Genomic DNA, 12,271 nt, shown 5'->3' with positions numbered 1-12,271 from the left:
TCGTGGACCGGCCCCGCCGGGTTCACCCGAGCAGCGGCAGGAGTGGGATGGCGGCCCAGCCGGCGAGCAGACCGCCGACGATGGGGCCGACGACGGGGATCCACGAGTACGACCAGTCGGACGAGCCCTTGCCGCGGATGGGAAGGATCGCATGCGCGATGCGGGGTCCGAGGTCACGTGCCGGGTTGATCGCATACCCGGTGGGACCACCGAGGGACGCGCCGATGCCGACCACGAGCAGGGCGACGGGCAGTGCGCCGAGCGACGCGAGGCCCGAGGCATCCCCCTGGCGGCCGAAGCCGATGACCACGAAGACGAGCACGAACGTGCCGATGATCTCGGTGATGAGGTTCCACGGCACGGAGCGGATCGCGGGACCGGTGGAGAACACGCCGAGCTTGGGCGCGGGCTCGGGCTCGTCATCGAAGTGCTGCTTGTAGCCGAGCCAGACGATGACGGCACCGAGGATGCCGCCGATCAGCTGCGCGCCGATGAAGGCGAGCACCGACAGCACCTCGACCGGCACCGTGGTGCCGAACGACGGGTTGCCGAACTCGGTGGCGCCGTTCGCGACGAGGCCGAGCGTGACCGCCGGGTTGATGTGCGCGCCTGAGGCATAGGCGACGATGACACCGGCGAAGACCGCGAAGCCCCAGCCGAAGTTCACCATGAGGAACCCTCCGCCGAAGCCCTTCGTCTTCGCGAGGGCGACGTTGGCGACGACCCCGCAACCGAGGAGCACCAGCATCGCGGTTCCGACCAGTTCGGAGAGGAACAGCACACCGAGATCGTCCACGTTGACCTTCCATCCTTTTTCGCTTGGCCCACCGGGCTTCGCCGAGGGGCGGAACACAGCCCACCATACTCAGGGAGCGTTCAGGTGGGAATGGTTCCTCCGATTTCCGCGGAGGCCCTTCCGGCCGCCTGCGGCGCGGGCGTAGGTTGACGGGGGAGTGCTGCGTCGACGTCGATGCACGGCCGCTCGACGTGCGGCAGCAATGGGGAAAGGGATACCCGTGAAGAAGATCATCAATGATCCGAAGCGCGTCGTCGACGAGTCGGTCGCCGGCTTCGGACTCGCCCACGCCGACATCGTGCGCGTCGCGATGGACCCGATCCATGTCATCCGCGCCGACGCGCCCGTCGGCGGCAAGGTCGGCATCGTGAGCGGCGGCGGAAGCGGTCATGAGCCGCTGCACGCCGGGTACGTCGGGTTCGGCATGCTCGACGCTGCGGTACCCGGCGCGGTCTTCACGTCGCCGACGCCCGACCCGATCCTCGCCGCGACGAAGGCCGTCGACGGCGGTGCGGGGGTCCTCCATATCGTGAAGAACTACACGGGCGACGTGCTCAACTTCGAGACGGCCGCCGACCTCGCCTCGGCCGAGGACATCACCGTGCGTGCGGTCGTGATCGACGACGACGTCGCCGTGAAGGACTCGCTCTACACCGCGGGTCGTCGCGGCGTCGGCGGCACAGTGCTCGTCGAGAAGATCGCCGGTGCGGCGGCCCAGCGCGGCGACTCGCTCGACCAGGTCGCCGAGATCGCCGAGCGGGTGAACGCGAACGTGCGATCGATGGGGCTCGCCCTCACGCCGTGCATCGTGCCGCACGCCGGCGAACCGAGCTTCACGCTCGCCGAAGACGAGATCGAGGTCGGCATCGGCATCCACGGCGAGCCGGGCCGCGAGCGCATCAATCTGGAGTCCGCCGACCAGCTCGTGGACCGGCTCATCGAACCCGTGCTCGACGACCTCGGCGCCGCCGACGGCGACCGCGTGCTGCTGTTCGTGAACGGCATGGGCGGTACGCCGCTCATCGAGCTCTACGTCGCCTACCGCCGCGCCGACGAGGTGCTGCAGGGCCGCAACGTCACGGTCACCCGTTCGCTCGTGGGCAACTACATCACCTCGCTCGAGATGCAGGGGATGTCGATCACGGTGCTACGACTCGATGACGAGATGATCGAACTGTGGGATGCCCCGGTGCAGACGGCGGCACTCCGGTGGGGACGATAGGGGAGCACTGTGGCGTTGGACATCACCTGGGCGGTCGACTGGGTCAGGCGGAGCGCGGACGTCATCGCCGAGCACCGCATCGAGCTGATCACGCTCGACCGCGAGATCGGCGACGGCGACCACGGCGAGAACATGGATCGCGGATTCCAGGCAGTGTTGCCGAAGCTCGACGACCTCCCTGCGGGGTCGACGCCCGGTGATGTCCTGAAGCTGGTCGCGACGACGCTCATCTCCACGGTCGGCGGCGCGGCCGGTCCGCTGTACGGCACGGCCTACCTCAAGGGCGCTGTCGCCGCCGGCTCGGCGACCTCGCTCGACGGCCCGGCGATCGCGGCCGTGCTCACCGCCGCGCGCGACGGCATCGTGCTGCGCGGCAAGGCGGAGTCGGGCGACAAGACCATGGTCGACGCCTGGACACCGGCGGTCGATGCCGCAGAGGCGGCCGCGTCGAACGGGTCGGATGTCGCGGGCGTGCTCGAGGCGGCAGCGGATGCCGCGGCGGCGGGTTCGGATGCGACCATCCCGCTCGTCGCCCGCAAGGGACGGGCGAGCTACCTCGGAGAACGGTCGGCGGGACACCGCGATCCGGGTGCCCAGTCGACGGCCCTGCTGCTTCGCGCGGCCGCCGAAGCGGCATCCGGCGCCGCGGGAGCCTGAGGTGGCGGTATCCGGCAGAGTCGGCGTGGTCTTCGTCTCGCACTCGGCACGCATCGCCGAGGGGCTGGTCGAGCTCGCCAGGCAGATGGCGCCCACCGCGACCCTCGTGGGCGCGGGTGGCACCGACGACGGGCGTATCGGCACCAGCTTCGACCTCGTCAGCGCCGGCATCGCCGAAGCGGATGCGGGCGCCGGGGTGATCGTGCTGTGCGACCTCGGCTCGGCGATCCTCACGGCCGAGACGGCTCTCGACTTCCTCGACGACGAGCAGCGCGACCGGGTGCGCATCGTCGATGCCCCCCTCGTGGAGGGCGGTGTCGCCGCCGCGGTGGCCGCCGAGGCAGGTGACGACCTCGACCGGGTGGTCGCCGCCGCGGAGAGCGCACGGGGCCATGCCGGTGTCACGGATGCCGGTGGGGACCACGGTGTCGCGGCATCCGGTGCGGAGGCAACTGCTGCCGTGGTCTCCGGCGCCGAGCCGGCCGCGGCTGCTCATCACCGACGGATCACCCTCGTCAACGCCGACGGCCTGCACGCCCGCCCGGCCGCCGAGCTCGTGAAGCTCGCGAGCACGTTCTCGCAGAAGGTCACCGTGAACGGCACCGACGCGAAGAGCCTGCTCGGCATCATGTCGCTCGGGCTCACGAAGGGTGCGACGGTCGACATCGCGACCGACGACCCCGACGGCCGAGCGGCCGTCGACGCGATCGCCGCCCTGGCGGAGTCGGGGTTCGGCGAGCACTAGCCCCCGGCCCGCAGGCTCGGCGTCACTTCCCGCCTGAGACGCGGATGTCGGCGCCCGACGTGTACGAGGCATCCGCCGAGAAGAGGTACGCAACTGCACCGGCGATCTCATGCACCTCGCCCGGTCGTCGCATGGGGATGCGCGGGGCGCGTTCCTCGGGCGCGTTCGGCCGTCCCGCGGCGGCATGGATCTCGGTGCGCGTCCGATCGCGGTAGGTCAAGACGAGGTCGTGCCCGTCGGCGGCAAGTCGCTCGGCGATCGCTGCGCCGATGCCGCGGCTCCCGCCCGTGATGATCGTGACCGGGCGGGACGCGTCGTTCGGCTCCATGATGGCAGCCTATGCCGCGGACTCGGCGCTCTGGCGCGGCCGGGGGAGCGGGCGTACCATCAGGGCCATGGCACGCGAAGAGGCGAGCCCGCCTGAGGGCAACACGTTCACACGATTCTTCGATCGCGTCGACCGGGCCCTGATGCCCGCGTTCGGGCCACCGCCGATCGTCGACGACCGCGACGAAGACACCACGCCGCTCGATGAGCGAGCATGCCCGATCTGCGGGCATCCCATGTTCGAGCACGTCGTCGATCACTCGACGCCGAGCACGGTGCTCATCTGCCCGACCGATCAACGGTTGCCCGAGCGCGAGGACACCGGTCCGCTCAATGAACTCGGCATGCCGGCCTCCGGCCGCCGGCGGGAGAAGTTCGAGCAGCGCAGCTCGCCGGGCTGAGCGTCACGCGTTCCTGCGCACGAGCGCCTCGCCGAGGCGCCGCAGTTCGTCGCGCACCGAGGCCGGCTCGAGCACCTCGACGTACTCGCCCCAGCCGGCGAGCCCACGGGCGAGCAACTGCTCGGTCGGGGCGGTCACACGCACCCGTGAACGGATGGGATCCACCGGCTCGTCGTCGACGGCCCGCTGACCGAACTGGGTGCTCAGGAGCGGCACGATGCCGGTGTCGACGAGGATCGTCGCGGTGGCGGCGGCGCGTTGCTCGTCGACCGCCGCCGTGACCCGCTCCCAGACCTCGGCGAGATCGAGTCCGTCGGGGCGTTCGGCCGGCGCATCCGTCACCTCGGCCTCGAGGATCCGATCCACACGGTAGGTGCGCTCCGCCCCCTCGACCCCGGCGAGCAGGTACCAGCGGTCATGCTTGCGCACGAGGCCCCAGGGGTCGACGAGCCGGTCGGCCGGGTCCCGGTTCCAGGCGGCGTATCGGAGACGCACCCGGCGGCGTGCGACCACGGCCGACTCGAGCACGGAAAGGAGCGCCGGGCGCTCGGTGGCCGGTCTGCCCCAGTCGTCGGGATCGATGACGATCGCCTCGGCGGCGGATGCGGCATCCGCTCGGAAGGTCTCCGGCAGGGCGCGCACGAGCTTGCGCAGCGCCGCCTTGGCATCGGGGTCGACGGATGCCGCCGGGCCGACGAGGAGGAACAGCGCTCGCGCCTCGGGGGCGGTGAGTCCGCTGAGGTCGGTGCGTGCACCGCCGAGGAGCTGCCAGCCGCCACCCCGGCCCGGCTGCGGGTAGACGGGGATGCCCGCGGCCGAGAGTGCTTCGAGATCGCGGCGTGCGGTGGCGACCGAGATCTCGAGTTCCTCGGCCAACTGGGCGGCGGTCACCCTCCCGCGAGCCTGCAGGGTGAGCAGGGTGGCGACGAGACGGTCAGCGCGCATGTTCCGATTCTCGCCTGAAAAGTAGTCATGAGATGAGCACTTCTGCGCTCGAGGATGGATTCAACAGATCGACACCGACAAACACACCGGAGGAGCACGTCATGCTCAGAGGATTCGCCACCGTCAACTACTACGCATCCGACCTTGCCGCAGCATCCGCCTGGCACTCGGAGGTGCTCGGCATCGAGCCGTACTACGAGCGTCCCGGGTACCTCGAGTTCCGAGTCGGGGACCACCAGCACGAGCTCGGCATCATCGACGCGAAGTACCGCGCGAACGGTCCCGAGCAGCCGGGTGGCGAGATCGTCTACTGGCACGTCGACGACCTGCAGGGTACCTACGAGCGTCTGCTCGAACTCGGCGCCACGACCTACCAGCCGCCCATCGAACGCGGGCCCGGTTTCGTGACCGCGGCCGTCGTCGATCCCTTCGGAAACGTGCTGGGCGTCATGTACAACCAGCACTACCTCGACGTGCTCGCCGGCGCCTGACCGCCCGGGGCCGCCCTGGTCCGGGGCATCCGGGCCGGGGCATCCGTCAGCTCAGGAAGGCACCACGGTGTACTGGGCGACGGCGGCCTCGCGTGCGCCGGCGATCTCCTCGGCCGAGGCCGTCGACGACGACTCGACGGCCTCGGTCCACCGGTCGATCGAGCCGCGATTGAACTCGATCACCTCGGGGGAGTTGGCCGCTTCGAGCGGGTCACCGGCAGACTCACCGCGGAGCTGGATGCCGAGGCTGAGCAGCGCACCGTCCCAGCCTGGGCCGACGAACAGCGCGCCGGCGCCGCTTCCGGCCATGGCGATCGGAACGGTGTGGACGAGCTCGAGCGTCGTGCCGTCGCCCGAGGCGGCCAGGCGGACGTCGAGCACACTGTCGGGCGCGCCGAACGTCACCTGCAACGCCGTCGGACGGTCGCATCGGCGGATCTCACCGCCGGCATTGCCCTCGAGCTGGAACGTGCCTCCGGGCACGAGCTCGCCGGTGATCGGATAGAACCAGCGCGGAATGCGCTCGGGGTTGGTCAACGCATCCCACACGTCGTCGCGGTCGGCATCGTAGGTTCGGGCCACGGTCACCGAGACGGTCTCGGCCGCCTCGTCGCGTACCACCGAACGGTGGATGGCGGCGAGCTCTTCGAACAGGTCGAACATGGTCAGTCTTCTTTCGAGGAGTGAGGTTTGCGATCGTCACGGCGCCCCCGGGCGAGCTCGGTGCCGAGCGCGTCGAGCCGCTGGTTCCAGAAGGCACGGAACGGCTCGAGCCAGCGATCGACGTCCTGCAGGGGAGCGGCCTCCACGGCGTAGAGGCGGCGTGTACCCTCCGCGCGGACGCGCGCGAACCCGTTCTCGCGGAGCACCCGCAGGTGCTGCGAGACCGCGGGTTGGCTGATGCCGAATTCCGAGGCGATGACAGCCACGATCTGACCCGACGACTGCTCGTCCTCGAGGAGCAACTCGAGGATCCGCCGGCGGACCGGGTCTCCGAGGATGTCGAACGCGTGCACAGGGGGAGAGTATCAGCCGCAACTTAGTTAAGTCCAGACTTATATACACATTCGGCGACCATTCGGGATGCGGTTCGACGCCATCGGCGACGCGGCATCCTGAGCTTCGATGCGTCCTTGCATTTCCAGTTTAACGGCGGGTGGGGGGCTTGCCGCAAGACGGGGGTCGTGCCCGAGAATCGTCGATCGTGACTGCGAATCAGCGCGCCTTCAACCTTCCCGATCGACTCGCCGCCAAGGCCGACCCGTCATTGATCGCCGACGACGAGCGACACTTCGAGGCCATCGCCGAGCGCATTCGGGAGTCGACCGCCGAGCTCACCCGGCGCCTCGACACCGAGCGGAAGTCCGGCGGCGGCACCGGACAGGCGGCGATGGATCGCGACCTCGAGATCCATCGTCTGACCGCGCAGCTGCGCCTGCTGCGCCGGTTCGGCCTGGACCTGTGCCTCGGCCGCATCGTGGGCGAGGACGGCGAGACGGTCTACATCGGTCGTCGGGGACTCACGGATGCGAGCGGCCGACGTCTCCTGGTCGACTGGCGGGCGCCCGCGGCCGAGCCCTTCTTCGCCGCGACCCACGCGAAGCCGATGGGCCTCGTGAGCCGCCGAAGGTACCGGTGGACCGGGGGCCGGATCAGCGACTACTGGGACGAGGTGTTCACCCCTGATGGCTTCGCGCGGCACGCGGCGCTCGACGACCAGTCGGCCTTCATCGCCAGCCTGGGCAGTAGCCGATCGCCCCGCATGCGGGACGTGCTGAGCACCATCCAGGCGGACCAGGACGCGATCATCCGCGCCGGCTCCCGCGGCGCGCTGGTGGTCGACGGGGGGCCGGGCACCGGCAAGACCGTGGTCGCACTGCATCGAGCGGCCTATCTCCTCTACGCCGACCCGCGACTGGCGCCGAGCCACGGGGGAGTGCTGTTCGTCGGCCCGACCCCGGCCTACCTGGCGTACGTCGACGACGTGCTGCCGAGCCTCGGTGAGGAGAGCGTGCAGATCTGCACGCTCAACGACCTCGTCGTCGAAGGGGCGGCGACGAGACCTGAGGCGGAACCCGATGTCGCGCTCCTCAAGTCCTCGGGAGAGCTGGTCGGCGTGATCGAGGCGGCCGTCAGGTTCTACGAGGAGCCGCCGACCGAGGAACTGACCATCGAGACGCCCTGGGCCGACCTCTGGATCGGTCCGGGGGAGTGGGCCGAGGCCTTCAGTGCGGCGGAGCCCGGCACCGCCCACAACGAAGCTCGCGATGAGGTGTGGGAGGCGCTGCTCGACATCCTGATCGACCAGTTCGAGGACGAGGAGGTTCCGCCTCACCTGGTGCGCCGCGCACTGCTGCAGAACGAGGAGCTCGCCACCACATTCGCGAAGGCGTGGCCGCTGCTCGACCCGGCCGGCGTCGTGGGAGACCTGTGGACGGTGCCCGCCTACCTGCGGAGGTGTGCTCCGTGGTTGGATCCTGAGCAGGTCGGCATGTTGCAGCGCTCGGAGGCGCGGACCTGGACGGTGTCGGATCTGCCCTTCCTCGATGCGGCTCGACAGCGGATCGGCGACCCGGACGCCGCTCGCCTGCGACGCCGGCGAGAGACGGCGCTCGCCGCCGATCGGAAGCTCATGGACGATGTGGTCGATGACCTGATCGCCGCTGACGACTCCGAGATGCTCGTGATGACGATGCTTCGCGGGCAGGACTTCCAGAACACCCTGGACGATGACGGGGGCCTTCTGAGTATCGACCCCGACGTGCTCGCCGGTCCGTTCGCCCATGTCATCGTCGACGAGGCCCAGGAACTCACCGACGCGGAGTGGCAGATGCTGCTGCGCCGATGCCCGTCTCGAAGCTTCACCATCGTGGGGGACCGCGCCCAGGCTCGGCACGGGTTCGCGGAGTCCTGGCCGGAGCGCCTGCGGCGAGTCGGCCTCGGGCAGGTGGAGGTCGCCTCGCTGAGCATCAATTACCGCACGCCGGAAGAGGTCATGACCGAGGCCGAGCCGGTGATCCGGGCAGTGCTTCCCGATGCCAACGTGCCGACCTCCATCCGGAGCAACGGACGTGCCGTCGTGCACGCCGCCGCTTCGGAGCTGGACTCGATTCTCGAGGCCTGGCTCGCGACGCATCCTGAGGGAATCGCGTGCGTGATCGGGAGCTCGTCGTTCGAATCGACGTCGCGCGTGCGCTCGTTGCGACCGGAGCATTCGAAGGGACTGGAGTTCGATCTCGTCGTGCTCATCGATCCGGAGTCATTCGGATCAGGGATCGAGGGTGCCGTCGATCGATACGTCGCGATGACCCGGGCGACGGAGCAGCTCGTGATCCTCACGAGCCCGTGACGACCGAGCGCCGCGCTGAGCGTGCGCCGGGGTAGTGGGCCTCGGAGAGATCACGGGGGAGCGGCTCCCGCCACGTCAGCGGGTGACGTACATTCGTTCGGCGAACGCGCCGACGACCTCGGCGAGTTGCTTCGGCGCCCGCCGATTCGCAGTATGTCCCGTGCCGTGCAGGACTGACTTCTCGGCGTTCGGAAGCACACTCAGGAGGGCGTCGATGCGCTCGCCGAGATGTGCTGGGCTTCGCTCGCCGGAGATGAGCAGGACGGGTAGCGCGATGGCGCGATAGGCATCGAGCCGGTTTCCGAGATCGTGGATGGCCTTCGTGTCGTAGATCTGTGCTGGTGCCAGCCGACGGTATCGTGGGGTCGCGGCGACGAGTGCACCCCCGACCGTGGAGATCCATCCGGGCATCTTGACGATGTCGCGGGAGAAGATCGTCATGGCGCGCCCGGGCCGGTTCGCCTCGATCGCGCGAAGCGCCGCCCCCAGCGGCTCGTCCCACGGCTCGTCGGCAATGGTCACGGCCGGCTCGTAGAGGCATGCGCCGAGGAAGGCTTCGGGAGCGCGGAGCATCGCCTCCAGGAGCGCGACGCCGCCCGACGAGTGCCCCACTGCGACGACAGGTGGACCGACTGCGGTGATCACGTCGACGAGGTCGGATGCCTCGACCGCCATCGTCACGCCGCCTGGCTGTCGCAGGTCGAGTCGGTATTGGCGCCGGTGGAGCTGGAGCACGCGGAGGCGGCCGGCGAGTTGCTCGGCGACCGCGCTCCAGGACGTGCCCGAGTCAGACCCCGGGCCCGCGACGATGACCGCCGGCCCGCGCCCGATGTCCTCGGCTTCGATCTGGGTACCGTCTGCGGCCGCGGTCGTGAACATCCCATCCTCCTTAGCAGTGCTAAGTGGTGAGTTTAGCACTGCTAAGCTCGAATGGATATGACTGCTCGAATCCGCCCCGGCATCACTCGCGACCTGCTCGTCGACGCGGCGTTGCGCCTCCTCGATGAGGTGGGGCTGGATGGGTTCACCGTACGCCGGCTGGCGGACGAGTTGGGCGTCCAGTCGCCCGCGCTCTACTGGCACGTGCGAACCAAGCGGGAACTGCTCGACGCCATGGCCGATCGCATCATCCGCGATGCGGGCATGGGGCCGCCGAGGGCCGGCGAATCGTGGGAGGCCTGGCTGCGGCGTCGAGCTCACGGCTATCGTGACGCGGTGCGCTCCCATCGGGACGGCGTCATGCTCGTCTCCGGCGTGACGTCACTGTCCGCCGAGACGATCACGGATCTCGATGCCGAGCTGGAAGCACTCGTCATCGCCGGATTCACTCCGTCGGAGGCCTTCGCCGCGATTGCGGCCCTCTCGCAGTTCACCCTCGGCTTCCTCATGCAGGAGCAGGCCGAGCGACCAATGCGATCGTCGGACGCTGTGCCTCTCGAGCCGCCCTCGGTTCCGCCCACGATCGCCGCCGCCCTGCGAGAGGGTGCCTCCAGCCTCGGGGATGGTGCGTTCGAGCGCGGACTCGATGTGATCATCGCCGGCATTCACGCGACCCGACGCCGGTGAGTGGGCGACCAGCATGTTTGGAAATGGGCGAACCGACATAATGTGCATTATCGGCCTACCTGTTCACGCACACGGATGTCGCATCTCACACGCCTTCTCTCAGCACGATGTTCGGGGCGCAATGGGATCGTCGGTGAACGCGGCCTTGCGGAGGCCGCCGGGAGCTTTTCTTGCGTCGCGGTGACGAGAGAGCAATGACATCGGACCCCTTGACTTAACTATTCACAAAAGTGAATAGTTAAGGCATGAACGACCAACTCTCTGCGCTCGCGGACCCCGCCCGGCTCCGCATCGTCGAGTTGCTCGCGGAGCGGCCGCGCTCGGTCGGCGTCGTCGCCGATCTGGCCGGTTTGCGACAGCCGCAGGCGACCAAGCACTTGCAGACGCTGGAGCGGGCGGGACTCGTCATCGCCCGCCGTTCCGGGCATCGACGCATTTTCGCGCTGCAGATCGAGGCGCTCCGGGCTGTTGTCACCGAGCTGGATCGAGTCGCGGCGCTCGCCGAAACCCACCGGGCAGGTCGAGATGCGTTCGACCAGTACTTCACGGCGGTTGAGGCCGAGACCCTCGCTGCCGACCGCGACCACTGGGCCGACGAACGAGAGTACGTGTTCCGCCGCACACTCGCGGCGTCCCGCGACAGCGTCTGGCGTCACCTGACCGAGCCGTCGCTACTCCCCGAATGGTGGACGACTGACGATCTGCGGCTTGCGCATGTCGAGTTCGGCACCGAGGCCGGCGACCGTCTCGTGCAGGTGTACGCCGACGTCGATGACCACTCGGGCGACGACGGCGTGATCGGCCGGTCCGAGGGAGTGATCGACGCCGCGAAGCAAGCGGAGCTCCTGGAATTCCGCCTCTCCCCCGTGCTGCCCGATGGCACGACCGCATTCACCGCGCACTACACGTACTCGCTCGCAGATGCAGGCGAGAACACCGATCTCGAAGTTCGGCTGCGGATCAACGACAGCACGGTTCCTTCCGCGGAATTCATCGCGGGCATCCAGCTGGGCTGGAACCAGACCCTCGACAAGCTCGCCGCGACCGTCGCTGCGAACACCGATATGAGTAGTAAGGAAGCACATTGAACGCCAACGAACGCCGTGTCGTCGTGAACACCAGCCTGAGCATCGACGGCTCCTACATCGGTCCGGGTGGCCCGCAGGACTTCGGCTGGGCGATGCCGTACGTGACGCTCGACATCTCTCGCGATCACCTCACCAGACTCTGGGAGCCGGCCACGACGACACTCCTCGGCCGAACGAACGCCGAGGGGTTCATGAGCTACTGGCCGACGGTCGCCGATCAAGCGGACGCCGACCCCCGAGACCGGGCCTACGGCGCCTGGCTCCGAGACGTCGAGAAGGTCGTGCTCTCGAGCACCCTCCGCGAGGCACCATGGGAACGCACCCGTGTCTTCGACGAGCCCGCCGAAGACGTCGTCGACCGGCTGAAGACCGAGGAGGGCGGCGACATCGTGGTGTTCGCGAGCGCCAGTGTGATCAAGGCGCTGCTCGCTGCCGATCGCGTCGACCGGCTCTCACTCATCGTCTTCCCGGAGATTCTCGGGGGTGGTGCCCGCCTTTTCGAAGTGGGGCTTCCGTCAACGACATGGAAGCTCGCCGCCACGGCAACCGACGAACACGGTGTCATCTCCCTGGCCTACGACCGGCTGCGCGACGCTGCCTGAGGAACACCGAGCGCGACGGAGTGTCTCCTCGGAACGGCGCCGCCACTTCTCCCCCGCGACGCGTTTCGCTTCGAGTGGAGCG

15 protein-coding genes are annotated in these 12,271 nt (G+C 68.9%); 9 read left to right on the top strand and 6 right to left on the bottom strand.

Translation table 11 applies throughout. From position 1 onward, the window contains the following. Positions 1–22: 22 nt before the first annotated feature. The gene (locus tag AB0K73_RS07090; protein ID WP_360512050.1) at positions 23–796 is read right to left on the bottom strand and encodes an MIP/aquaporin family protein; all 774 of its coding nucleotides are present in this window, start codon (positions 794–796) and stop codon (positions 23–25) included. Positions 797–1,016: 220 nt separating this feature from the next. Here AB0K73_RS07090 and dhaK point away from each other — a divergent pair, with 220 nt between their 5' ends. From dhaK to dhaM, 3 genes are read left to right on the top strand one after another with little or no spacing between them, the layout of a single operon-like run. Next, complete coding sequence (dhaK, locus tag AB0K73_RS07085; RefSeq protein WP_360512047.1) at positions 1,017–2,018, top strand: dihydroxyacetone kinase subunit DhaK; 1,002 nt, start codon at positions 1,017–1,019, stop codon at positions 2,016–2,018. A gap of 9 nt (positions 2,019–2,027) precedes the next feature. Further along, positions 2,028–2,675: a dihydroxyacetone kinase subunit DhaL gene (gene dhaL, locus AB0K73_RS07080; protein ID WP_360512044.1), complete on the top strand. Its 648-nt coding sequence runs from the start codon at positions 2,028–2,030 to the stop codon at positions 2,673–2,675. 1 nt (position 2,676) lies between these two features. Beyond that, positions 2,677–3,420 (top strand): dihydroxyacetone kinase phosphoryl donor subunit DhaM, encoded by a 744-nt coding sequence (gene dhaM, locus AB0K73_RS07075; RefSeq protein ID WP_360512041.1) that lies wholly within the window; start codon positions 2,677–2,679, stop codon positions 3,418–3,420. 22 nt (positions 3,421–3,442) lie between these two features. Here the strand turns inward: dhaM and AB0K73_RS07070 are convergent, their stop codons facing one another. Further along, positions 3,443–3,748: an SDR family oxidoreductase gene (locus tag AB0K73_RS07070; protein WP_360512038.1), complete on the bottom strand. Its 306-nt coding sequence runs from the start codon at positions 3,746–3,748 to the stop codon at positions 3,443–3,445. A 67-nt stretch (positions 3,749–3,815) separates the two neighbouring features. Between AB0K73_RS07070 and AB0K73_RS07065 the strand changes: the two genes are divergently transcribed. Next, positions 3,816–4,148 carry a hypothetical protein gene (locus tag AB0K73_RS07065; protein ID WP_360512036.1) on the top strand — a complete coding sequence of 111 codons (333 nt, stop codon included), beginning with the start codon at positions 3,816–3,818 and terminating at the stop codon, positions 4,146–4,148. Positions 4,149–4,151: 3 nt separating this feature from the next. On the opposite strand, the gene AB0K73_RS07060 is transcribed toward AB0K73_RS07065, so the two are convergent. Then, positions 4,152–5,093, bottom strand: a complete 942-nt coding sequence (locus AB0K73_RS07060) for a WYL domain-containing protein (RefSeq protein ID WP_360512033.1) — start codon at positions 5,091–5,093, stop codon at positions 4,152–4,154. A 101-nt stretch (positions 5,094–5,194) separates the two neighbouring features. On the opposite strand from AB0K73_RS07060, the gene AB0K73_RS07055 reads away from it, so the two are divergent. After that, on the top strand, positions 5,195–5,584 hold the full coding sequence (locus tag AB0K73_RS07055) for a VOC family protein (RefSeq protein WP_360512030.1): 390 nt from the start codon (positions 5,195–5,197) through the stop codon (positions 5,582–5,584). A 51-nt stretch (positions 5,585–5,635) separates the two neighbouring features. Here the strand turns inward: AB0K73_RS07055 and AB0K73_RS07050 are convergent, their stop codons facing one another. Together AB0K73_RS07050 and AB0K73_RS07045 are read right to left on the bottom strand one after the other, a co-directional pair. Then, on the bottom strand, positions 5,636–6,247 hold the full coding sequence (locus AB0K73_RS07050; protein ID WP_360512027.1) for an SRPBCC family protein: 612 nt from the start codon (positions 6,245–6,247) through the stop codon (positions 5,636–5,638). Between the two features lie 2 nt (positions 6,248–6,249). After that, entirely contained in the window at positions 6,250–6,600 is a 351-nt protein-coding gene (locus tag AB0K73_RS07045) for a metalloregulator ArsR/SmtB family transcription factor (protein ID WP_360512024.1), read from the bottom strand. Between the two features lie 188 nt (positions 6,601–6,788). Between AB0K73_RS07045 and helR the strand changes: the two genes are divergently transcribed. Next, positions 6,789–8,933, top strand: coding sequence for an RNA polymerase recycling motor ATPase HelR (gene helR, locus AB0K73_RS07040; RefSeq protein ID WP_360512021.1), 2,145 nt, complete (start codon positions 6,789–6,791; stop codon positions 8,931–8,933). Positions 8,934–9,008: 75 nt separating this feature from the next. Here the strand turns inward: helR and AB0K73_RS07035 are convergent, their stop codons facing one another. Continuing rightward, a complete protein-coding gene (locus AB0K73_RS07035; RefSeq protein ID WP_360512019.1) occupies positions 9,009–9,812 on the bottom strand; it encodes an alpha/beta hydrolase in 804 nt (267 codons plus the stop codon). Positions 9,813–9,869: 57 nt separating this feature from the next. Between AB0K73_RS07035 and AB0K73_RS07030 the strand changes: the two genes are divergently transcribed. The 3 genes from AB0K73_RS07030 to AB0K73_RS07020 all read left to right on the top strand — a co-directional run bounded on the left by AB0K73_RS07030 (position 9,870) and on the right by AB0K73_RS07020 (position 12,189). Beyond that, positions 9,870–10,499, top strand: coding sequence for a TetR/AcrR family transcriptional regulator C-terminal domain-containing protein (locus AB0K73_RS07030; protein WP_360512017.1), 630 nt, complete (start codon positions 9,870–9,872; stop codon positions 10,497–10,499). Between the two features lie 245 nt (positions 10,500–10,744). Continuing rightward, positions 10,745–11,587, top strand: a complete 843-nt coding sequence (locus AB0K73_RS07025) for a metalloregulator ArsR/SmtB family transcription factor (protein WP_360512015.1) — start codon at positions 10,745–10,747, stop codon at positions 11,585–11,587. Next, entirely contained in the window at positions 11,584–12,189 is a 606-nt protein-coding gene (locus AB0K73_RS07020) for a dihydrofolate reductase family protein (protein WP_360512013.1), read from the top strand. Before AB0K73_RS07025 ends, AB0K73_RS07020 begins: the two co-directional genes overlap by 4 nt. Positions 12,190–12,271: the final 82 nt, after the last annotated feature.

It is taken from the genome of Agromyces sp. NPDC052230 (genome assembly GCF_040679595.1).
In the GTDB taxonomy this organism is placed as follows: domain Bacteria; phylum Actinomycetota; class Actinomycetes; order Actinomycetales; family Microbacteriaceae; genus Agromyces.
Note: the sequence above shows the minus strand (reverse complement) of the source record. Positions and strands in the feature narration are given on the sequence as shown.